The organism is Tardiphaga sp. 813_E8_N1_3 (genome assembly GCF_051811025.1).
GTDB lineage: Bacteria > Pseudomonadota > Alphaproteobacteria > Rhizobiales > Xanthobacteraceae > Tardiphaga.
This window is the reverse complement of record NZ_JBPWQE010000001.1, coordinates 3,313,269-3,335,832: the sequence shown is the minus strand read 5'-3', so window position 1 is coordinate 3,335,832 and position 22,564 is coordinate 3,313,269. Positions and strand designations below refer to the sequence as shown.

The following is a 22,564-nucleotide window of genomic DNA, read 5'->3' as shown; positions in this document are numbered from 1 at the left end:
TCTTCACGCGAACCGGCATCCACTTCGCTCGAAAACGCCTTGCTCTCACGGAGCCTCCCATGCCCGCAGCTCACGTCGCCTTGCGCGCGGCGATTTTTGATGCGCTCAAGGCCGATACGGCGCTGGGTTTCGCGCTTGGCGGTCATCGCGTCTATGACGAGCCGCCGGCGAATGTGGCGTTTCCCTATGTCACGCTCGGCGATGCGCGCATCGTCGATGTCTCCGCCGATGACGGCCAAGTGCAGGAGCATCAGCTCACCCTGCATGCCTGGTCGCGGCAGGGCGGCCACAAGGAGGCGCATGTCATCACCGGCGCGCTGCTGCAGGCGCTGGATGACGCGCCGCTGACGCCTGATGGTCATCGGCTGGTCAACCTGCGTTTCGCCATCGCCGACATCCGGCGCGAGGCCGATGGCCGGACCTATCACGCCGTGGTGCGGTTTCGCGCGATCACGGAACCAGAGGATTAATGGGAGCTGAGCGATGGGTGCACAGAAGGGCAAGGATCTGCTGATCAAGATCCATAACGGCACGACATTCGTCACGGTGGCGGGACTGCGTAGCCGGCGCATCGCCTTCAATGCGGAGATCGTCGATATCACCCATGCGGAGTCCGTCGATCGCTGGCGCGAGCTGTTGGCCGGTGCCGGCATGCGCCGCGCGTCGATCTCCGGCCGCGGCCTGTTCAAGGACGGCGCCTCCGATGCGCTGGTGCGGCAGGCATTCTTCGACGGCACCATCAGCAATTGCCAGGTCCTGGTGCCGGATTTCGGCGATATCACCGGCCTGTTCCAGATCGCCAGTCTCGAATTCGCCGGCGAACACAATGGCGAAGTGAGTTTCGATCTCGCGCTGGAATCGGCGGGCGCGTTGACCTTCGCGGTGGTGTGAGGAGATCATCATGCCCAACAGATTGCGCGGCGAAATTGCCGCCGAACTCGGCGGCCGCAGCCGCAACCTGGTGCTGACGCTCGGCGCGCTGGCTGAGCTCGAAAGCGCGTTCGGCGCCGATGACCTCGCGGCACTCGCCGAACGCTTCGGCTCCGGGCGGATGTCGGCGCGCGATCTCATTCGCATCATCGGCGCCGGATTGCGCGGGGCGGGCGAAGCGACCAGCGACGACGAGGTCGCGGCCCTGACAGTGCCGGGCGGCGCGGCGGGATTTGTCGGCATCGCCGTTGAACTGATATCAGCCACCTTCACCGACACGCCGCAGGCCGCGCGATGACTCAGCCTGCTCCGTTTCCATGGGCCGAGGCGATGCAGTTCGGCTTTGGCGTGCTCCGGCTGTCACCCGACGCGTTCTGGCGGATGACGCCGCGCGAACTGGCGCATGCCATCGCAGCGGTGTGTGGGCCTGTATCGATGCCGATGGATCGCGCCGCGCTCGACGCACTGATGACACAGTTTCCGGATTCCGGGGAGCCCCTGCATGAGTGATACCAGTGACCTCAGTGCGGCGTCCGGCACGCTCGACAGCATGACGGCGAAGACCACCGGCCTGACATCCGCCGCGACGACTTTCTCGAAAGTCATGGCCCAGGCCTTTTCGAGTTCGGTCGCATCGGGCCAGAAGTTCGACGACGTGTTGAAGTCGCTGGCGCTGAAGATGTCGGACCTGGCGACGAAATCCGCGCTGCAGGCCGGCGCAGGTGCCACGACATCGGGCATCTCGGCACTGGTGTCCGGCCTGCTCGGCGGAAGCAAGTCCAGCGCGAGCAACAGCGTGAAGGCGTTCGCGTCCGGCGGCGTGATCGGCACGCCCAGTTATTTTCCGATGCCCGGCGGCGGCACGGGTCTCGCCGGCGAATCCGGACCGGAAGCGATCATGCCGCTGCGACGCGCCGCCGACGGAAGCCTCGGCGTCGCCACGCAGGGCGGTGGCAACACCATCAATGTGCAGATCGCGACGCCGGATCTCGACGGCTTCCGCCGTTCGGAGAACTACGTGACCGGCCAGATCGTCCGTGCCGTCGCGCGCGGGCAGCGCAGTTTGTGATGGATATCCGGCATGATCCCTTTTCACGACATTCTGTTTCCGCTCGATATCGCGCTGAAAAGCGCAGGCGGGCCAGAGCGGCGCACGGAGATCGTGTCGTTCGGCTCCGGGCGCGAGGAGCGCAACGCACGCTGGGCGCATTCGCGCCGCCGCTATGATGCGGGCTACGGCACCAGGACGCTGGCGGCGCTGCAGAGCGTGGTGGCGTTCTTCGAGGAACGGCGGGGACGACTGCACGGCTTTCGCTGGCGCGACCGGCTCGATCAGACGTCGAATAGTTCAGGCGAAACGATTTCGCCCCGCGATCAGGGCATCGGGATCGGTGACGGCGCGACCGCCTCGTTTCAACTGATGAAGACCTATGGCAGCAGTTTTGCGCCATATCAGCGGCCGATCACCAAGCCCGTCGATGGAAGTGTGCGGATCGCCGTTGGCGGCAATGAGGTGGTGAGTAGTGCCTTCAGTTGCGACGCGACGACGGGGCTGGTGACATTCGCCAGCGGGCACATTCCGGCGGCGGGCGCCGCGATCACAGCCGGCTTCCAGTTCGATGTGCCCGTGCGTTTCGATACCGACTATCTCGAAGTCGATCTGTCGGCCTTTGCCGCCGGTGCAATCCCGAAAATTCCGCTGGTGGAGATCAGAATTTAGCAGGCGCATCGGTCGCGAGGTGCGGCGGACACTCAGTCGGTAGTCTCTCCGTGCAGTTCGAGCTTGTAGCTGTCGGTATTCTCGAAATTGACCGTGACCTTCTTGCCCTCGAAAGTCAGCGTCCAGGACTGCGTTTCGCTGTGGCCGAGAATGCGGCGCTCGACGACAAAGGTATTGGCGTTCGTCCATCGCCCGCGGACCGCATCGACGCCATAGCTGACGGGAGAACCGGTCCGGAAATTGCCGTCAAGTCCGAGCGGGCCCGTGAAGCGGCGTGTCTGCTCGGGCTTGCCTGTGACCGTGGTGATCTCCCATGACGGGCTGTCGCCGACCAGGTTCAGGCTAAAGGTCCCGACCCGGATTGCATTTTCGGTGAAGCGGTAGGTCTTGCCGGAGATGTCTTTGGCCAGCTCCGGCGTAAGGCCGAGCGGCGACGGCCGCGGCGTTGCCGCGTTGCGGATCGATGCGGCCAGCAGCGCCTGCGCAACGGGATCGTCGGGCAGGGCGCTCTCGGATTTCACTGCGCCGGCGATGTCGTCGATCAGACGGCGGGTCGGATAGAATTCATCCTTGCGCATGCTGCCGGTCAACACGGCGACAATATCGAGTTTCGGCAAAACCATGATCAGCTGCGAGTGCAGACCACGCGCCATATAGGCGCCTTTCTCAGGGATCGACCACCACAGATTGGCGTAATGATTGTCGGCAGTTGCGACGATCTTGCCCTCGGCCGCGCGATCGACCCATGACGGCGGAATGAACTCGCGGCCTTCCCAGACACCATTCTGCAGATAGAGATAACCGATCTTTGCCATGTCATGCGGCGGGATATAGAGCCCGGCTTCGCCATCGGTCACGCCCTGTGCGTCGGGGCGGCCCCAGTCGATGTCGGTAATGCCCAGCGGTCCGAACAATTCGCGCTTGGCGAATTCGAGCGCGTTCTGTCCGGTCTTCTTGTTGATCAGCGCGGAGAGCAGATAGGGATTGCCGCTGTTGTAATAGAACCGCTCGCCTGGCGCCCGGCTCATCTCCTGACCGAGCACGAACTCGGTCGGATTTTTGCTGCGATACATCCGGTCAAGCGTTTCGTCGGATGTATAGGCTTCCTCCTTCCAGGCGATGCCGGAAGTCATGTCGAGCAGATGCTGGATCGTGATGGCCTTCTTGCGATCATTCAGTTTGTCGATCTGGTTGTCGGCGAACAGATCGACGACCGGGTGATCGACACTGTCGAGTATCCCGTTTTTCAATGCGATGGCGATCAGCGTCCCGGTGACGCTCTTGGTCACCGAGCGTAGATCGTGGCGCAGGCCGGCCACATAGGGCGCGTAATAGGCATCGGCGACCAGCCTGCCGTGCCGGACGATCAACAGGCTGTCCTGCTGGCGTGCGCCGACGGTATCGATCAGTTGGGCCAGCTTGCCGGAATCCATCCCTTGCGATTCCGGTGTTGCGACCTGCCAGCCCTTGGTTGGCCATGGCGTATTCGCCGCCCGCTCTGCGTCTGGCGCGCTGGCTGCGGGAGTGACCGTCGCAGGACTAACGATCGATGTGACGATTGCCGCGAGCACGGCGATCCCGGCAAGGCGTTGTCGCAGCATCCGTCCGCTCCCTGTGCCCGGCTTATCGGGCCGCTATTGTGAGAGCAATTAGAGCGCGAAGGATGGTCGCGCGCAACGACAACGTTTCAGGATCCAATCATGCGCAGCATCCCGCCCGCACTTCAGGCCAAACTGGATTCCGGCGTCACCACACTGGCGCAGGTGTGGAAACTGACGCGGCGCGATGGCGTCGTTGCGGGCTTCACCGATCACGACTGCGATCTCGTCATCAATGGCGTCACCTATCGCGCCGGCACCGGGCTCGCGGCGTCGGAAGCCACAAGCCGCTTCGATCTGTCGGTGGACGGCGGCGATATCGCCGGCGCGCTGGACGACGATATCCTCACCGACGCCGATCTCGCGGCGGGGCGCTACGATGCCGCGCAGGTGGAGACCTGGCTGGTGGACTGGAGCGACACTTCGCTGCGCGTGCTCACGGCACGCGGTACGCTAGGCGAAGTGAAGCGCGAAGGCACCGCATTCATCGCGGAATTGCGCGGGCTTGCGGCGTTGCTGTCGCAGGAGAGCGGGCGGCTTTATACGGCGCGCTGCGGTGCCGACCTCGGCGACGGCAAATGTCGCATCAATCTCGCAGGCTGGCGAGGCGCTGGCGCGGTGGCGGCGCTCGAGGGTGCCTCGATGTTCTCGGCCAGCGGACTCGATGCGTTTGCCGATGAGCTGTTCACCGCAGGGCGCCTGACATGGACAAGCGGCGGCAATGCCGGGCTGGCCATGGAAGTGAAGCAGCACCGCGTCACGCCGGGCCATGTGCGGCTGTCGCTATGGCAGGCCATGGCGGAGCCGATCGCGGCCGGCGATGCTTTCACAGTCACGGCCGGCTGCGACAAGACGCTGGCGACCTGCCGTAATCGCTTCGGCAATGTCGAAAATTTCCGCGGCTTCCCGCAGATTCCCGGCAACGATTTCGTCATGAGTTACCCGACGCCGGGGACGGGCGGGGGATGATCCTGATCAGTCTGTCGCCTGCATGCTGGGCGATGGCGGACGAAGCGTTTGCCCCTGTAGCAAATGACCCGAGGTGGACTCAGAGCAGACTTACACGCGCTTTACGCCCGGCGGTTGCCAGCTTCCGTCGAGAACCTCGGGTTTCGGCCAATAGAGACGCATGTTCATTGTGAATGGGCCACTTGCAGGTGCCGGTAGCCAGTTTGCTTCCTTCTCTTTGCCGGGCGTCTCACGCTGGATGTAAAGGTCGAGCGAGCCGTCGGGGTTGAACGAAAGTTTATCGCGATCTCCGATGGCGTAGCGATCAATCGGATTGGCCGCGAAGGCCTGCTTTTCGTTGTACATTGTAAGGGACCAGAAGCCACGCACCGCGGGAAGCAGGTTCTTCTCAAAATGCAGGACATACCGATTGTCGCTGCTGAACGGCTTACCATCGGCATCGGTGAGCGCCGTTGGATAAACGGCATCCTCGATGGTGTTGGCACCGAGACCGGCAAAAGCGACTCCGGCCCGGCTGAGATAATCCGCGCCATAAGTCCCGACCGCCGAGAGGTTTGTGCGCCATCCAGCATGCGCCATGCCGGCGCGCAAAAACTGTGCTTTGATCTTTTTCGTTGCTGCCGGGCCAGCATCGCTTAACGCGCGCTGCACTTCGGGTGATGCGCTTTTGAAGTCGAATGGTTTGCCCGGCTCGATTCCAATGCGCCGCATCTGGTCAAGGATCGGATAGTCGTTCGCGTGAGGCGGGTTGGTCCTCGCCAGCTCCGCAAACAACGAAAAGTAGGCCGCTGGAGTCATCTTCTCCACTTGCTCCGTGGGCGGCGTCTTCATATCCCAATCGGGGTTGATCTTGCTGGGCGGCTGAGTAGCGAAGCGCCCCGGCTGCGTAGCGACTAGTCCGGCTTGAAACTTATGCACGGCGTCGTAATCGGCTTTGCCATTGGTCTGTGTGCGCCCGATGATCCAGCCAATTGCGGTCGGGCTTCGAATGGAGATGGCCTCGGGATGAACGTCGCCTCGCCAGTCCGGCCCCGTTATGCGAAGGTATTGTGCGCTTGTGCCGGTCGTTCGGCTGCCAGTGGACTCAAACACGTCGGTCCACATGTCCAGCATTGGCAGTAGATAGTAACGCCCGCCCGAGTCGGGCACGCCTATCAGCAGCGGAGCTTCCGACACGTCAAACCACATCAGCGAGTAGAGCGTGTCAGCATTCGGACGCACCACGTCGGTAAAGGTGGCGTCAGGAAATGCTGGTAGATGACCGAACTGATTCATCGGTGCCTTACCGAAATGGCTGGCATCGGCGACATTGGTGCTGACCCGGCGCGTTATTTCCATGAGGATTAGGGGATAGGCGTAGATGTAGGCGCTGATTGCTACCTCGCTGATCTCGTCGGAGGGAAGAGCCGCAAGCGTTTGCGCTTGGGCTGGCGTTGCATGGACTAATGCTTCGCCAATGAGGGTTGACGCCGCGAGCGCACAGCTACCGCCCAGCAATAGATCGCGGCGGCCAACGGTTGTGCGATCGTTCGAAAAATTATCTCGCATTTTCGTTGTGTTGGAGTCGTCGATTTTCATCGGGTGCCTCCTTAACTCGTGGCCCACAGCTTGCGACACCGAGAAGAGAGAATCAACCGGTACTAGAATTGGCGCGACAAATTGAAACGACAGAAAAGCTGACCCATCGAAGGACAAGTCTGCTTCTGACACTTGGCGTCGTTTCGAAAGAGCTCGATCCGTCGCAACTTATCTGATGACGAACACCACGAGAATATGGGTGGCGTGTTGTAGCCACTCGCTGAGGAGCAGCATCGCTACGCGATGAAGATCAGGGTTACTCGTCGGTCGCTCTCCGGCCCCGAACAGCTTCTTGGTGTATCGGCAATGTCGATCATTTCCGCGGCTTCCCCGATATTCCCGGCAACGATTTCGTCATGAGTTACCCGACGCCAGGGACGGGTGGGGATGAGCACGATCAATCCGTCCCCTGCAGGGTGACGGATGGCGGGTGGGTCGCATGTGATGCGACGGCATCGATTCGCTGCAGGGCGATGTAGTGGACGATCACGAAACAGGTGATCGCGGCAGCGTAGAGCAGACGTTCGAGTAATACCATCGGTGGTCCATCCGGATGAGAGATGCGCTTGTCGTGGCTCATCATCGATGGAGCAGTGATATCAAGCGTCCTACGAACGGCTGATGCGACTTCACATTCGTCTGTTGCGTGCGTTGCCACGTTCCGACGCGGGAGACATCGAACCAGCGCACGCACTGATAGATTGAGCTTGCGATGTGCCAACCGCATCCGATCGCGAAAGACTTCGTTAAGCGTCTTTCGTTGCGCTTGCGACACACACCGCATGTACCTTTGGGTGAACACGATTCGATTGTTGTCGGACTGTTTCTGCTCGCCTAGTTTCACGGATATCTCTCGTCGACCGAACGACAACAAACATCCGCATCCTCGAACGATGTGGACCACATCGAAACTGGAACGAGCATCATGCGCGAATGCGTGGTTGAAGTAGCAATCCGACGACAACCAGATGACATGCGCCAGAAGACTCTGGATCGCGCGCGGCGATCCCCATCTGCCAGCCACGGAGCGCGCTGGTTCCACTTGCTGCTCGCGAGCGCCTCGGCAACGGCGCTCACGGCCTTGTTTGCCGCACCAGCAGCAGCACAAGTTTCAGACTGGAGCGGCGCCGTCAGCAATGACTGGACGCTCGCGACCAACTGGGCAGCCGGAACCGTTCCCGCCGGAGCTGGCACCACGAACGTGAATACGACGTCACCAAATGCGACTATCCTCGGCGTCGGCGGTCCGGCGATCGGGGCGACAGGGAGTTTGATTCTCGGCAACAACGCTGGAACGTTCGGCAACCTGACGATCCAGAACGGCAGCTCCCTGACAACCGGCATCGCGCGGTTCGGACTTAACGCCACAAGCGGTGGCATCCTCACTGTCACCGGACCCGGGTCGCAATGGTTGGCCGGCGGACTTGTGTCTGTCGGCTTTCTGGGTACCGGCACGGTGAACATTCAGAACGGCGGCCAAGTCGTCGCGGCGGCCGGCATGACCCTGGGCAACGGCGCCTCGTCTTCCGGCACGCTCAACGTCAGCGGGGGCGGCACGCTGGAGACCCAATTCCTGCGGGGCGGCGCCGGCGCGAGCCAGGCTAACTTCGACAATGGCATTCTGCGTGCCAGGGCCAACAATGCGACCTTCATCAACGGCTTCAATCCCGGAGAGCTCAACCTTCTCGCGGGCGGGCTGACCATCGATACCAACGGCTTCACCGTGGGCACGGACGCGACATCCGGCTTCAGCGGCATCGGCGGGTTGACCATCACCGGCGGCACGGTTTTCAGCCTTCTGGCGAACAGCACCTATTCCGGCGAAACGCGGATCGTGGCCGGCAGCGGCCTCGCGCTGTCGGGCGCCGGCGCCATCGCCAATTCCAGCAGGGTCATCGCGGACGGCGCCTTCAATGTCTCGGGTATCACGGCGGCCGGCACAAGCATCCAGAGCCTCGCGGGAAGCGGCGCCGTCACGCTGGGCACGAAGGATTTGACGATCACCAATGCGAAGAACGATCTGTTCTCCGGTGTCATCTCCGGCACCGGCGCTCTGACGGTCAGCGGCGGCAAGCAGATTCTTTCAGGCGTCAACACCTATACCGGCGGGACCACGGTGAACGGCGGCACGCTGGCGGTCAACGGCAGCGTCTGCGGCGCCATGACCGTGTTGGCCGGCGGCACGCTGCAAGGCATCGGTACGGTCTGCGATACATCGAATGCGGGGATCGTGGCGCCCGGCAATTCCATCGGCACGCTCACTGTCGCCGGCAGCTACACCGGCAACGGCGGAACGCTGCAGATCGAATCCGTGCTGGGCGGCGATGCCTCGCCGACCGACCGGCTTGTCGTCACGGGCAACACCGCAGGCAGCACCAATGTGCGGGTGATCAATCTCGGCGGCGGCGGCGCGCAGACCGTCGAAGGCATCAAGATCGTCGATGTCGCCGGCGCATCGAACGGCGCGTTCTCGCTGCTCGGCGATTATGTGATCCAGGGCCAGCAGGCCGTGGTCGGCGGCGCCTATGCCTATACGCTGCAGAAGAACGGCGTGAGCACGCCGACCGATGGCGACTGGTATCTGCGCTCCAGCCTGGTCAATCCGCCGCCGCCGATGTCGGCTATGCCGCTGTATCAGCCGGGCGTCCCGCTATACGAAAACTATGCGCAGGTGCTGCTCGGCATGAACGAATTGCCGACCATGCAGCAGCGCGTCGGCAATCGCTATTGGGGCGGCAGCGATGCCATGGCGCGCGCCGGTGTCGCACCGGCACCAGGCGATGGCTCTTCGGCGCCCACGGCGTTCTGGGGCCGCATCGAGGGCGGCCAATCCGATTTGCAGCCCTCCACCACCACGGGCTCGACCTATAAAGCCGACCAGTTGAAGGTGCAGGCGGGCCTCGACGGTCTCCTGATGGAGAACGAGCGCGGAAGGCTGATCGTCGGTCTCACCGGGCAATATGGCCTGACCACAGCGAATGTCGCATCGGTCTTCGGTAATGGCCGCATCCGCGTCGAAGGTTCGGGTGTCGGTGGCACGCTGACCTGGTTCGGCGACAACGGCTTCTATGTCGACGGCCAGGCGCAATCGATGTTCTATCGCAGCGATCTGTCTTCGGTGCTGGCCGGCAGCCTGACCCACGGCAACGAAGGGGTGGGCTATGCTTTCAGCGCCGAAGCCGGCAAGCGGTTCGCGGTCGGCAACGGCTGGTCGCTGACGCCGCAGGCGCAGTTGTCCTATTCGAAGGCCGAGTTCGATCGCTTCTTCGATCGGTTCGGCGCGCCGGTATCGTTGCGCGATGGCGACAGCCTGCTCGGCCGCGCCGGCCTTGCGCTCAATCACCAGAAGACCTGGAACGACGGCGCGGGCATCGTGCGCTCGGATATCTACGGCATCGGCAATCTGCGCTACGAATTTCTCAACGGCACCCGTGTCGATGTCGCCGGCACCGGCTTCGCCAGCGCGCAAGACCGGCTATGGGGCAGCATCGGCGGCGGCGGCACCTATAGCTGGGCCAACGGCCGCTACGCGGTGTTCGGCGAGGTCTCGTATAGCGCGAGCCTCGAGGACGCGGCGGCGAACCACAGCTACAAGGGCACTGGCGGCTTCCGCATCGTCTGGTGAGCGAACGCGCTACGACATACTCGCGGCAAATTATCTGGCGCTCATCCGATCACGCGCGTCGCATAGCCGGCGAACAGCTTGACCAGATCCGCCTGCCGCCGGGTGCCGGTTTTGTAGAACAGGCGGCTGAGATGCGTCTTGATCGTCGTTTCGGCGACGCCGAGCGCTGCGGCGACCTCCGGCACGCCGCCGACCTGGACGATCGCCAGCAGGACGCGAAGCTCTGACGGTGTGAGCTGGAATGTCTTGCCGATGAGTTCGGGCGGCGAGGTGGCGTCGATATCCGCCTTGCGCACGAACAAAGCCGCCGTGGCTGAATAGACCAGTCCGGCCTGTCGCCGTGCTCCCGATGTCAGCGGCAGGAGATGCGCGACGTATCGTTCGCCAGTGCTGCCGACGAGCGGCATGGCGATTCCGCGCGTGCCGAGCGCGCTGTCGCCTTCACTGGCGACGGCGAGGGCCTCCCGCAAGGCGCGATCGGCCTGGCTGTCGCGAGCATTGAGGCGGCCGGAGGAGGCGCGCAGCACATCCGCTATGTCGAGCATGGCATGGCCGGCAAAGTTGGCATGGACGATGCGCGCAGCGGAATCGACGAGGAACAGGCCGACGCTCAGCCCGTCGAGCGTATCCGCTAGCGTCGCGGCCTCGGCGGCTTTCAGATCGAACATGCGTCCGATCATCACGGCGCGGCGGATATGCGGCGCGATCAGCCGCATCCGGTGACGTGCGCGCTCATCGGCGACGCCGTCACGCTCGTGCCGGAACACGCCGAACATGGCGACATTGGTGATGGACTTGTCGAGCACCGAATTGATGCAATCCGCCAGTCCCTGCGGCTGCACCCATTCCTTGTAGAAGCGGGTCTGCTTGAACTCCGCGTAAGGCAGGATGTCCTCGATCCCAATCGGTTCATCGATCTCTGCGAAGAACTGCACGGTCGTGGTGGGATCGAGCGCAACATACTTGTCGAAATAGGAGCTTTGATAGTCCGCGGAAATGCCGACCACATGGAGAATATGCCCCGACGGCATGGCTGCATTCTTGGTATAGAGGCTGGCGCCGACGCCGCCGACGAATTGCATCGCGCGCTCGATCGCATTCGTCCAGGACGACGAGTCGAGGACAGTGTCGTAGATGCAGCCGATCAGGTCGCTGAGCTGTTCTGCGCCTTCTGCGAGATCAGGCGATGCGAGCCGGGCGGCCATCGGCCAGAGCGGAGTCACTGACGTCATTTGCAACTATCTCTCGGGAAGGTGAGCATGCACCTTTGCATGCGTGCCTATGCCGGCACACCGACGATGCGTGATTGGAAAGCTATGTGGTTCCGGCGGCGATGTCGTTGCCGAACGCGCAGAAGCTGTGTTTCAGCATGCGAAATATTTTCCGAATGATGCGCGGAATAAATCGAAAATCACGGACGTGCGCCGATCGGTCTTTGATAGCAAAATGACGGCGCTTGCGGCGCCGTCATTTGAACCAAATTCAACTGATGCGGAACACTCAATCCTTGTGCAGGAACGCGTAGTCTGCCGAATAGGGCACGCTGAGAAATTGGCCGGCATCATCGCATGAACCGGCGGCAACGCCGCCTTTGGTGTTGATGCGCTGGATCACGTCGACCATTGCGAGCTTGCCGTCGCCATGCCGGTCAGTCACCGTCAATTTGAGCCACGGGATATCGCTCGCGGTTTTACCTGGTGCGCGGCCAACCGCTTTGCCGCCCAGCGTGCTGCCATCGGTGAGTTGCCAATGCGGGCCCGCATAGTGGCGGCCTACGGTCAGTCCATTGGACAACAGCGTGGCGGTCGGCTCGCGGAAGGTCCAGGTGAGCTTGCCGTCGGAGGCGGCCATGCACTCATACACCTGCGCGCCCTCCGCGTGATAGATCGCGACGATCGTGGCATCCGGCTCGGCAATCTCGGATGGCACCTGAGCCGCGACCGCATGCGTCAGCGCGGCGAGGGCGGCGATGAGCGCCGCCCCGAACAGTCTGCATTTCACTTTGCAATTCATGTGATCGTTCATGGGACCTCGCGCGTGATGTCTATTCAGCGACGACCTCGCCGGAGCCGCCGAGCTCCGCCGGAAAATCCTTCAGCTTCGGCAGGCCGTCCTTCATCGGCAGCACGGCCTCCGCATAATTGACGTGGACACCGGGTTCGAAACGAAGTGTCGGGATGGTCGCCGCAAAGACATCGACCAGGCCGAACGTCGGATGATTGGTCAGCAGGTGCCCGCCGCATTTGCTGCAATACTGGCGCTGGCTGAGCGGCGTCTTCTGGAAGCTTGCAATATGCTTGGCGCCTGCAGTGATCCGCACGGCACTCGGCTTCCACAGGCTGAAGGCATTGACCGGACCTCCGGACCACGAACGGCACGAACTGCAGTGGCAGTAACCCATCGCCTCCGGTGCGCCGTCCACTTCCAGTTCGACCGCGCCGCAGAAGCACTTTCCAACATGTGTCATTGCTCTCGTTTCCTCTTGCTTGTGCATCGTGCCTCGCTGCGAAGCGGGCGCGCCGGGCATGCTGCTAGCAGCGGCGCGCGCGGCGAAGCGTCATTCGATCGAATGAGAGCCGATCACAAGATGTGTCGTCGCAAAATGCGGTCAGACGGTGACGTGGCGCGCAGTGCAGTCATGGATTGCGGGACAGACAATATGATCGAAACGCTCACGCGCGCCGCCATTGTCAGCGAGGCGCGCGACTGGATCGGTACGCGCTATCAGCATCAGGCTTCGGTGAAGCATGTAGGATGCGACTGCCTCGGCCTCGTGCGCGGCGTCTGGCGTCATTGCATTGGCGATGAGCCGGAAACACCGCCGCCTTATGCGCCGGACTGGGCCGAGGCGCGGGGCGAGGAGGCACTGGCACAGGCGGCGTTGCGTCATCTCGTGCCCATCGGAATCGATGCGTTCGGATGTGGCGATGTCCTGCTGTTTCGCTGGCGCGACGGCTTCGTTGCCAAACATGCGGCGATTGCGAGCGGCGAGGGCACGATGATTCACGCCCATGACGGCGCCGCCGTGTGCGAGGTCGCGCTGACACCGTGGTGGCGTCGTCGTCTGGCCTATGCGTTTCGCTTTCCCGGAGTGAGCTGATGTCGCAACTGGTGCTCTCCACGGCCGGCGGCGCCATCGGCGGGATGTTCGGGCCGATCGGCGCGATCGCGGGCCAGCTCGCCGGCGCGGCGCTCGGCGGTGCGATCGATAGCGCGCTATTCGGTTCCGGCGATCAGACCACAAGCGGTCCGCAACTGGCCGATCTCGATGTGATGGCGTCGACCGAAGGGGCGCCAGTCCCGCGCGTCTATGGCCGTGCGCGGCTGAGCGGGCAGGTGATCTGGGCAACACCACTGGAGGAAGTCGGGACGTCGGAGACGGTGCCGACCGACGGCGGCAAGGGTCTGGGCGGCGGCCCGACGACAACGACGACGACCTATCGTTACTTCGCAAATTTTGCGGTGGGTCTTTGCGACTGCGTGATCGGCCGCGTCGGGCGGATCTGGGCCGATGGCAAGCCGCTCGATCTCGACGGTATCAATTTTCGCGTCTATCGCGGCACCGAAGACCAGATGCCGGACGGGCTGATCGTTGCCAAAGAGGGCGCGGGCAACGCGCCGGCCTATCGCGGGCTGGCTTATGTCGTGTTCGAGCACCTGCCGCTGGCGAATTTCGGCAACCGGATTCCGCAGCTGTCCTTCGAGATCATCCGGCCGATCGGTCTGCTCGAAGCGATGGTACGCGCGGTGACGCTGATCCCCGGCACCACCGAATTCGGCTATGAACCGTCCACGGTGGTGCAACTGCTCGGTCCCGGACAATCCGCACCGGAGAACCGCCATCACGGTTCGGCGCGGTCCGATGTGGTGGCGGCGCTGGATGATCTGCAGGGCCTGTGCCCGAACCTGCAACGTGTCGCCATTGTCGTGGCGTGGTTCGGTTCTGATCTGCGCGCCGACTACTGCGTGGTGCGGCCGGGCATCGACAACCCCGCCAAGACCACCAGCCCGCTGTCGTGGTCGGTGGCTGGCGTCACGCGACCCTCCGCCTATATGGTGTCGCAAATCGACGGACGTGCGGCATTTGGCGGGACGCCGTCCGATGAGAGCGTCGTGCATCTGATCGGCGAGCTGAAAGCGCGCGGGCTGAAGATCACGTTCTATCCGTTCGTGATGATGGATGTGCCTGATGGCAACAGCTTGCCCGATCCGTGGAGCGGGGCGGGCGCGCAACCGGCCTATCCCTGGCGCGGCCGCATCACCTGCGATCCCGCACCGGGCCAGCCGGGCTCGCCTGACGGCACCGCAACGGCCGGCGCGCAGGTCGATCATTTCTTTGCCGGCGGTGTCTGGAATTATCGCCGGATGGTGCTGCATTATGCGCAGCTCGTATCGCTTGCCGGCGGCGTCGATGGCTTCCTGATCGGCTCGGAATTGCCCGGGCTGACGCGCGTGCGCTCGGCGTCGGGCAACTATCCCGCTGTCGCTCAACTGATCGCGCTCGCAACCGACGTGAAGACGATCGTCGGGGGCGGTACGGTGGTGACCTATGGCGCGGACTGGACCGAATACGGCGCGCATGTCGCAACCAGTGACGCGTCAGAGATCCGTTTTCCGCTCGATCCGCTCTGGGCATCGACCGCGATCGATGCGGTCGGTATCGACTATTACGCGCCACTATCCGACTGGCGCGACGAAGCCGATCATCTCGACCGCGATCTCGCTACCACGATCTATGATCGCGCTTACTTGCGCGGCAATGTGGCGGCCGGCGAGGCCTATGACTGGTACTATCCGGATGATGGCGCCCGCGATGCGCAGGAACGTGTTGCGATCACGGACGGGCTCGGCAAGCCGTGGATCCATCGCGTCAAGGATCTCTGGAATTGGTGGGGCAATGCGCATCACGAGCGCGTCGGCCATGCGGAGCTCGGCAGTTCGACGGCATGGGTCCCGCGCAGCAAACCGATCTGGCTGACGGAAGTCGGCTGTCCCGCCGTTGACAAAGGCGCCAACCAGCCGAGCGTGTTTCCCGATCCGAAATCGTCGGAGAATTTTGCGCCGTATTTCTCCAGCGGCGCCCGCGACGACCTGATGCAGCGGCGTCATCTGGAAGCACTGCTCTCTGTGTTCGATCCGGTTTTCGGCGCAAGTGATGCCGAGAATCCGGTTTCGCCACTCTATGGCGGGCGGATGATCGATGTATCGGCCATTCATGTCTGGACCTGGGATTCGCGGCCTTATCCGATCTTTCCCGCGGCCGATGACATCTGGGGCGATGGCGCCAACTGGCATACCGGCCACTGGCTGAACGGCCGGCTCGGCGGCGCGCCGCTGGATGCGCTGATCGACAGGCTTGCTGTTGATGCCGGCGTGACGGAGGTCGATGCATCGGCGCTGTCAGGCGGCTGCGATGGTTATGTCGTGGACCGGCCGATGGCGCCGCGGGCGATGATCGAGCCGCTGTCGGTGGCCTACGCTTTCGATGCGACGGCGGGGGATGGTACGTTGCGCTTCATCCCGCGCGGCGGGCCGCTTGTGGCGGAATTCACTGAAGACGATCTGGTGGCGCCGGATGACGGCGCGCTGGCGCGGCTGGTGCGCGCGCAGGAGACCGAATTGCCTGTTCAGGTCAGCATCGGCTTCAGCGATGCGCTGACGGATTATCGGCGCTCGGCGGTGTCATCGCGCAAACTCACCGGCGGCGCCAGCCGGATGTTGCATGCCGATCTCGCCGTCATCACCAGCGATACGGCGGCGACGCAGCGCGCCGAGGTCTGGCTGCAGGACCTCTGGGCCGGGCGCGAGCGTGCGGAGTTCGCGGTCGGGATGAATGCGCTGGCGCTGGCGCCGGGCGATGTGATCGCGCTGACGCTGAATGACCGGCGGCGGCTGTTCGAGATCAGCGGGCTGGTCGATACGCAGGCGCGGCAGGTGACAGCGCACAGCATCGATCCCGACGTGTTTGCCGTGCCGCTGCTGGCGCCGGAGATCAAGCTGCCGCCGGTGCCGGCGGCGCTCGGGCCGGTGCAGGCGATCACGCTGAATCTGCCGGTGATCGACGGCGCCAATGCCGATGTGCTGACGCGGCTCGCTGTCTTCGCCAATCCGTGGCCGGGCTCGGTGGTGATCTGGCAATCGAAGGATGGTGCAAGTTTCCAGGTGGCCGCGGTCGCGGCGACGCCTGCGGTGATCGGCGAGACACTGGATGCGCTGCCGGCCGGGCCGACGGCACGATGGGATAATGCCAGTACATGCCGCGTGCGGCTTTATGGCGGCGCGCTGGCTTCGCTGTCGGACGCGCGGGTGCTCGGCGGCAGCAATTCCGCAGCGGTGCGGAATGCGGATGGCGATTGGGAGATCATCCAGTTCGCCAATGCCGAACTGGTCGAGGCCAACACCTACAAGCTGTCGCGGCTGCTGCGCGGGCAGGCGGGTTCGGAATCCGCGATGGCAGCGCTATTACCGGTTGGCGCGCCATTCGTGATGCTCGACAGAAGCTTGGTGCCGATCGCACGGGGGCTGGACGCACTCGAACGCCCATTGTCGCTGCGCGTCGTCGGCAACGGCCGCAGCCATGACGATGCCTCGGCCGTCGCGCTGGTGCTGACGCCCGATCGCAGCGCGCTGCTGCCGCTGGCGCCCATGCATGTGAAAGCTGTTCGTAAGCTCGATGGCATCCAGATCTCATGGATCAGGCGCACGCGTCTCGATGGCGATGGCTGGAATGCGGAAGTGCCGCTTGGCGAAGACGGCGAGGCGTACCGGCTGGAGATTCTCTCAGGCAGTTCCGTCGTCCGCAGCATCGCCTGCACCACAGCGCAGGCGCTCTATGCAGTGGCTGACGAAGTCGCCGATTTCGGTGCGCCGCAGCCGAGCCTGCATCTGCGCGTCGCACAGCTGTCCGGCACCGTCGGGGCCGGACATCCCACGGAACTGACACTGACACTCTGAGGCCGATATGACCGACACGCCAAATCTCAAACTGCCCTTCATCGAGAGCGGGCAGGCGCAGAAACACGTCACCCATAACGAGGCGCTGCGCATTCTCGACGCGGCGATCCAGATCTCGGTACTCGATGTGACGCGGACCGTTCCGCCGACATCGCCGGCCGAGGGCGCGCGGCATATCGTGGCGGCCGGGGCGTCAGGGGCCTGGAGCGGCCATGGGCTGGCCATTGCCACATGGCAGGACGGTACCTGGGCTTTCCTCGTGCCGAAAGCCGGCTGGTGCGTCTGGTCGATTGCCGATGATGTGATGATGGTGTTCGACGGCGCGCTGTGGCGCGATCTGCGCAACCTTGCGCTCGACAATATCGAGCATCTCGGCGTCAACACAGCGGCCGACAGCAGCAACCGCTTCAGCGTCAAGTCCGATGCCGTTTTGTTGTCGCATGACGACGTAACACCCGGCAGCGGCGACCTTCGGGTGACGTTCAACAAGCTGAATGCGACGAAGGATGTCGGATTTACATTGCAGTCGAATTATTCGCCGCGCGCACTGATCGGCCTGCTCGGCAATGACGACCTCTCGATCAAGGTCTCCGCCGATGGCGTGACCTATCGCACTGCCCTGGTCATCGACAAGACGAGCGGGCAGGCCAGTTTCGAGCAGTCGCCGAAGTTTCTAGCCTATCTGAACTTCGACAAATATTGCGCGGCGAACACCTTCACCAAGGTACAGTTCAACAATACGGGGCATAACGACCAGAGCGTCTTCGATGCCGCGACCAATCAGTTCGTCGCGCCGGTCGCTGGCATCTATGCGCTCGGTTTCCGCGTGATGTTCAAGGCCAATGCGGCGATGCCGACCATGTTGACGGCAGCCATGTACAAGAACGGCATCGAGCTGCTCGACGATACGCGCGTGCAAACGTCGTCGGCGCTCATCAGCAACAGGACGATGCTGAGCGGCCAAACGCTGCTCAAGCTCGCTGCTGGCGATGCCATTTCGGTATGGGCCGCGATGGAGACAAATGACGGTTATGTCGCAGCCGCGCAGAACAGCTTCTACGGCCACCGCGTCGCGTAACGGACAACGATTTCGCTTCCTCAGGATCAGCATCATGAAGCTCGATGAAAGCACCTTGCGGCGCCTCTGGCCGCAGGGCGACAGCCGCGTGCCCGGATTACTGTCAGGCGTGACGCAATCGTCCGAAGCGGTGTTCGCCACATACGGCATCACCACGCCGCTGCTCGCCGCGCATGTGATGGCGCAGATATCACACGAATGCGGAGCAGGGCGCGACGTCGTCGAGAACATGAACTACTGCGCCGGGCGCATGATGCGGGTCTGGCCGTCGCGGTTTCCGACCATGGCGAGTGCGCAGGTTTACGCCGGCAATCCGCGGGCGCTGGCCAACAAGGTCTATAACGGCCGCATGGGCAACCGCGTCGGTTCGGACGACGGCTGGAATTTTCGCGGCCGCGGCGGATCGCAGACCACAGGCCGCGAAGGCTATGAGCGGGTGAAGAAGGCCACGGGGATCGATGTGGTCAGCCACCCCGAATACCTCATCGATCCGCGTTACTTCCTCACTTGCGCCGTGTCGGATTTCATCAATTGCGGCTGCCTGCCGTTCGCGAAAGCTGATGACATCGTCGGCGTCACCCGCCGGCTCAATGGCGGCACCATCGGCCTCGCCGAGCGCAAGGCCTGGCTGGCGAAATGGAAGGCTGCGCTGCGCGATGTGTCGGCGGTGACTGTGCCCGTGATCGCTTCGCCGCCGCTGGCGCCCGAACTGCCGACAGCCAGGCCCACCAATCTTTCCGCTTTCATTGCCGCGGTTGTCGCGGCTTTCCGGAGGACGTGACCATGGACTGGGGTGACCTTGCCAAACAGGTGATTGCGCTGGGGGCGCCGATGCTGGGGACGGCCCTGGGCGGTCCGCTCGGCGGTGTGGCCGGCGAGATCCTCGCCAAGGCGGTGGGCTCGGTGACACTGACGCCGGCTGCGGTGCAGGCAGCGCTGCCGGCGGCCGATCCCAGCAAGCTGGCGGAGGCCGAGGCGCAGTGGGCGCAGATGATCCGTGCGGAGGCGGAGACCCAGCGCGCGGCGATCAGCGAGACCCAGACGACGATCCGCGCCGAGATCGCCAGCGACGATCCGCTGCAGCGCTGGTGGCGTCCGGCCTACGCACTGGAATTGACGGTAGAATGCGCCGCGCTGTGGTGTGTTCTGATGCACGAATTCTGGACCGGGGATATCCAGACCATCAATGCGTTGGTCAATGCCACGGCGCTGCTGGTGACCTATTGGGGGTTCCGTTTCGGCGTGCTAGGCGTCTATATCAGCGGCCGCACCCGCGAAAAGGTCAGCGCGCTCACCGGACAGGACGCGCCCGGCATGGTCGAGAAACTGGTGAAAGCGGTCGTGAAGAAAAAGTAAGGTTGGCGGCTGCCGCCATTCATGGAGTGTTCACGCGTCCGGGCATCAATTCGGATTGTGAACACGGAGAAGTCATTTGCGCCTGCTCGTCGTCGAAGATGATCCCGATCTCAACCGTCAGCTCACCACGGCGCTGACCGATGCCGGCTATGTCGTCGATCGCGCCTTCGATGGCGAGGAGGGGCATTTCCTCGGCGACAGCGAGCCCTATGACGCCGTTGTGCTCGATATCGGCCTGCCGAAGATGGACGGCATTTCGGTGCTGGAAGCCTGGCGCCGCAACAACCGCATCATGCCGGTGCTGATCCTCACCGCGCGCGACCGCTGGAGTGACAAGGTGCAGGGCTTCGATGCCGGCGCCGACGATTACGTCGCCAAACCTTTCCACCTCGAAGAGGTGCTGGCCCGCATACGCGCGTTGCTGCGCCGCTCCACCGGCCATGCCCAGTCCGAACTCACTTGCGGACCGGTGTCGCTGGATACCCGCACGGGGCGCGTCAGCGTTTCCGGCAATCCGATCAAGATGACATCACACGAATACCGGCTGCTGTCCTATCTGATGCACCATACCGGCCGCGTGATCTCGCGCACCGAACTGGTCGAGCATCTCTACGATCAGGATTTCGATCGCGACAGCAACACTATCGAGGTGTTCGTCGGCCGTATCCGCAAGAAGCTCGACGTCGATATCATCCAGACCGTGCGCGGCCTCGGCTATCTGCTCACGCCGCCGCAGCCGTGATCATCTCCGGGATCATGCGCTGATGCGCAACAGCTCGCTCGCAACGCGGCTGTTCCTGTCGGCGACGGCCTGGGTGGTGGTGATCCTTGTGATCACCGGCATCGTCCTGTCCTCGGTCTATCGCAGCGCCACCGAGCGCGCCTTCGATCGCCGCCTCAATCTCTATCTCCGTACCCTGGTGGCCGAAGTCGCCAATCCGCCGGACGCGCCCGATCATGACACGCCATCGCTCGGCGAGCCGCTGTTCGAACTGCCGCTGTCGGGCTGGTACTGGGAAATCGCGCCAACCGAAGGCACGAAGACCGAGATGCGGGCCTCGCGCTCGCTGTGGGACAAGAAGCTGCCCAAGCTCGAAGACCAGGGCGTCGAGCTCACGGCGTCGGGGATCCGCCAGGGCTATGTGGACGGGCCGGAAGATCAGCGCCTGCGCATGGTGGAGCGTCCCGTCGATCTCGGCGCCGACGGCAAATTCCGCATCAGCGTTGCCGGCGACGCCACCGAGATTTTCGAGGAAACCCGCACCTTCGACTATTATCTCGGCGGCACCTTCGCTGCCCTCTCGATCGTGCTCGTGCTCACCACGATCTTCCAGGTCCGTTTCGGCCTTGCGCCGCTGAAGCGCATGTCGGATGCCATCGCCGATATCCGCTCCGGCCGCGCCGAGCGGCTGGAGGGCACATTCCCTGTCGAGATCTCACCTCTGGCGGGCGAGATGAACGCGCTGCTCGATGCCAACCGCGCCATCGTCGAGCGCGCGCGCACCCATGTCGGCAATCTCGCCCATGCCATCAAGACGCCGCTGTCGGTCATCGTCAACGAGGCGAACAGCCGTGGTATCGACCCCTTTGCGAGCAAGGTGCTGGAGCAGGCCGATGTGATGCGCGATCAGGTGACGCATCATCTGGAGCGCGCACGGATCGCGGCCCGTGTCACCATCGTCGGCACCGTCACCGATGTTGCGCCGGCGCTGGAGGCGCTATGCCGGACGATGCAGAAGATTCACCGGGATCGCGGCATCACCATCGACCTTGAGGCCGATGCCGCCGCGAAATTCCGTGGCGAAAAACAGGACCTCGAGGAGATGGCCGGCAATCTCGTCGACAATGCCTGCAAATGGGCGGACTCCCACGTCACCATCGGCGTGCAGGTCGAGCGCACCGGCAGTGCCGATTCGGTGTCGAAGCTGCGGATCATCGTCGATGACGACGGACGCGGGCTGTCCGATATCGAGCGCGCCCAGGTCGCGCGCCGTGGCCAGCGGCTCGACGAGACCAAGCCGGGGTCGGGTCTGGGTCTGTCCATCGTGGTCGATCTGGCTGCGCTCTATGGCGGTAGTCTGACGCTCGGCAAGGCGCCGATCGGCGGATTGCGGGCCGAACTGGTACTGCCGGGTGTCTGAGTTCCGGCCTTCTTGCGCCCCGTTGTCGCCCGAATTATCCCGTTCGTAACGTCTTTGACGTTTCCTGTGTTCCGGTTTGCGTTCGGGGTCTGCGGTCCATGGTCAAGTTCAACGCCTTCTGTGTTGCCGCCGTCGCGCTGGCGCTGGGTGGTTGCGATATGACGACGTCGGACGGCGGGCTGAGCCTTGGCACCGATACGATCGCCCGGGCCTATAGCAGCACCAAGTCGGCCGTTGGCCTGTCCGAGGAGAACGCAGCCGCGGCGGTGACCAATGCCGCCTTTGGCGGGCTCATCGGCGCCAAACTCGGCGCGCAGCTGAACGACGAGGACCGTCGGCTGGCCTATGAGGCCCAGATCGCGGCCCTCGACCGCGGTGCACCCGGCGCTCCGGTGCCCTGGCGCAACGCCACGTCGGGACGCTATGGCAACATCGTTGCCGGACCGGCCTATAACCAGAAGGGCCGGGAATGCCGCGGCTTTTCCCACACCGTCACCGTCAATGGTGACCTCAAGACCGCCCGCGGCACCGCCTGTCGCAGCCCTGAAGGTACCTGGGCGGCTGTCTGATCCCGGTTCCTCAACGCCTTCTTAACGGGGCGCCTGCTACAAAAAT

22 protein-coding genes are annotated in these 22,564 nt (G+C 63.5%); 16 read left to right on the top strand and 6 right to left on the bottom strand.

All coding sequences use genetic code 11. From position 1 onward, the window contains the following. Positions 1-59: 59 nt before the first annotated feature. From AB8A33_RS15950 to AB8A33_RS15925, 6 genes are read left to right on the top strand one after another with little or no spacing between them, the layout of a single operon-like run. On the top strand, positions 60-470 hold the full coding sequence (locus AB8A33_RS15950; RefSeq protein WP_439093629.1) for a DUF3168 domain-containing protein: 411 nt from the start codon (positions 60-62) through the stop codon (positions 468-470). Positions 471-483: 13 nt separating this feature from the next. Continuing rightward, entirely contained in the window at positions 484-891 is a 408-nt protein-coding gene (locus AB8A33_RS15945) for a phage major tail protein, TP901-1 family (RefSeq protein ID WP_439093628.1), read from the top strand. Positions 892-901: 10 nt separating this feature from the next. Next, positions 902-1,228, top strand: a complete 327-nt coding sequence (locus AB8A33_RS15940) for a gene transfer agent family protein (protein WP_439093627.1) — start codon at positions 902-904, stop codon at positions 1,226-1,228. Beyond that, positions 1,225-1,440, top strand: coding sequence for a rcc01693 family protein (locus AB8A33_RS15935; RefSeq protein WP_439093625.1), 216 nt, complete (start codon positions 1,225-1,227; stop codon positions 1,438-1,440). The genes AB8A33_RS15940 and AB8A33_RS15935 overlap by 4 nt, the downstream gene beginning before the upstream one ends. After that, positions 1,433-1,999, top strand: a complete 567-nt coding sequence (locus AB8A33_RS15930; RefSeq protein WP_439093623.1) for a phage tail tape measure protein — start codon at positions 1,433-1,435, stop codon at positions 1,997-1,999. Before AB8A33_RS15935 ends, AB8A33_RS15930 begins: the two co-directional genes overlap by 8 nt. A gap of 12 nt (positions 2,000-2,011) precedes the next feature. Continuing rightward, complete coding sequence (locus AB8A33_RS15925) at positions 2,012-2,650, top strand: phage distal tail protein, Rcc01695 family (protein WP_439093621.1); 639 nt, start codon at positions 2,012-2,014, stop codon at positions 2,648-2,650. A 32-nt stretch (positions 2,651-2,682) separates the two neighbouring features. Here the strand turns inward: AB8A33_RS15925 and AB8A33_RS15920 are convergent, their stop codons facing one another. Continuing rightward, positions 2,683-4,251, bottom strand: coding sequence for a serine hydrolase domain-containing protein (locus tag AB8A33_RS15920; RefSeq protein ID WP_439093620.1), 1,569 nt, complete (start codon positions 4,249-4,251; stop codon positions 2,683-2,685). Between the two features lie 99 nt (positions 4,252-4,350). Between AB8A33_RS15920 and AB8A33_RS15915 the strand changes: the two genes are divergently transcribed. Continuing rightward, positions 4,351-5,217: a DUF2163 domain-containing protein gene (locus tag AB8A33_RS15915; RefSeq protein WP_439093618.1), complete on the top strand. Its 867-nt coding sequence runs from the start codon at positions 4,351-4,353 to the stop codon at positions 5,215-5,217. Between the two features lie 90 nt (positions 5,218-5,307). On the opposite strand, the gene AB8A33_RS15910 is transcribed toward AB8A33_RS15915, so the two are convergent. Both AB8A33_RS15910 and AB8A33_RS15905 read right to left on the bottom strand, forming a co-directional pair. Next, a complete protein-coding gene (locus AB8A33_RS15910; RefSeq protein WP_439089636.1) occupies positions 5,308-6,795 on the bottom strand; it encodes a DUF1254 domain-containing protein in 1,488 nt (495 codons plus the stop codon). Between the two features lie 397 nt (positions 6,796-7,192). After that, positions 7,193-7,333 carry a hypothetical protein gene (locus AB8A33_RS15905; protein WP_439093617.1) on the bottom strand — a complete coding sequence of 47 codons (141 nt, stop codon included), beginning with the start codon at positions 7,331-7,333 and terminating at the stop codon, positions 7,193-7,195. A gap of 435 nt (positions 7,334-7,768) precedes the next feature. Here AB8A33_RS15905 and AB8A33_RS15900 point away from each other — a divergent pair, with 435 nt between their 5' ends. After that, entirely contained in the window at positions 7,769-10,420 is a 2,652-nt protein-coding gene (locus AB8A33_RS15900) for an autotransporter family protein (RefSeq protein ID WP_439093616.1), read from the top strand. A gap of 41 nt (positions 10,421-10,461) precedes the next feature. Here AB8A33_RS15900 and AB8A33_RS15895 read toward each other — a convergent pair whose 3' ends face one another. From AB8A33_RS15895 to AB8A33_RS15885, 3 genes are all read right to left on the bottom strand, one after another. Continuing rightward, entirely contained in the window at positions 10,462-11,652 is a 1,191-nt protein-coding gene (locus tag AB8A33_RS15895) for a helix-turn-helix transcriptional regulator (protein ID WP_439093615.1), read from the bottom strand. Between the two features lie 268 nt (positions 11,653-11,920). Then, a complete protein-coding gene (locus AB8A33_RS15890) occupies positions 11,921-12,445 on the bottom strand; it encodes a DUF3455 domain-containing protein (RefSeq protein ID WP_439093614.1) in 525 nt (174 codons plus the stop codon). 19 nt (positions 12,446-12,464) lie between these two features. After that, complete coding sequence (locus AB8A33_RS15885; protein ID WP_439093612.1) at positions 12,465-12,887, bottom strand: GFA family protein; 423 nt, start codon at positions 12,885-12,887, stop codon at positions 12,465-12,467. Between the two features lie 192 nt (positions 12,888-13,079). On the opposite strand from AB8A33_RS15885, the gene AB8A33_RS15880 reads away from it, so the two are divergent. The 8 genes from AB8A33_RS15880 to AB8A33_RS15845 all read left to right on the top strand — a co-directional run bounded on the left by AB8A33_RS15880 (position 13,080) and on the right by AB8A33_RS15845 (position 22,518). Beyond that, the gene (locus tag AB8A33_RS15880) at positions 13,080-13,520 is read left to right on the top strand and encodes an NlpC/P60 family protein (RefSeq protein WP_439093611.1); all 441 of its coding nucleotides are present in this window, start codon (positions 13,080-13,082) and stop codon (positions 13,518-13,520) included. Further along, positions 13,520-17,374 carry a baseplate multidomain protein megatron gene (locus AB8A33_RS15875; protein WP_439093610.1) on the top strand — a complete coding sequence of 1,285 codons (3,855 nt, stop codon included), beginning with the start codon at positions 13,520-13,522 and terminating at the stop codon, positions 17,372-17,374. The genes AB8A33_RS15880 and AB8A33_RS15875 overlap by 1 nt, the downstream gene beginning before the upstream one ends. Before the next feature lie 7 nt (positions 17,375-17,381). Next, on the top strand, positions 17,382-18,452 hold the full coding sequence (locus AB8A33_RS15870; protein WP_439093609.1) for a DUF2793 domain-containing protein: 1,071 nt from the start codon (positions 17,382-17,384) through the stop codon (positions 18,450-18,452). A gap of 34 nt (positions 18,453-18,486) precedes the next feature. Continuing rightward, entirely contained in the window at positions 18,487-19,233 is a 747-nt protein-coding gene (locus AB8A33_RS15865) for a glycoside hydrolase family 19 protein (RefSeq protein ID WP_439093608.1), read from the top strand. A gap of 2 nt (positions 19,234-19,235) precedes the next feature. Further along, positions 19,236-19,808: a 3TM-type holin gene (locus AB8A33_RS15860; protein ID WP_439093607.1), complete on the top strand. Its 573-nt coding sequence runs from the start codon at positions 19,236-19,238 to the stop codon at positions 19,806-19,808. A 76-nt stretch (positions 19,809-19,884) separates the two neighbouring features. Continuing rightward, complete coding sequence (locus AB8A33_RS15855; protein ID WP_089267078.1) at positions 19,885-20,550, top strand: response regulator transcription factor; 666 nt, start codon at positions 19,885-19,887, stop codon at positions 20,548-20,550. Positions 20,551-20,572: 22 nt separating this feature from the next. Next, on the top strand, positions 20,573-21,949 hold the full coding sequence (locus AB8A33_RS15850; protein ID WP_439093606.1) for a sensor histidine kinase: 1,377 nt from the start codon (positions 20,573-20,575) through the stop codon (positions 21,947-21,949). Between the two features lie 98 nt (positions 21,950-22,047). Then, entirely contained in the window at positions 22,048-22,518 is a 471-nt protein-coding gene (locus tag AB8A33_RS15845; RefSeq protein WP_439093604.1) for an RT0821/Lpp0805 family surface protein, read from the top strand. Positions 22,519-22,564: the final 46 nt, after the last annotated feature.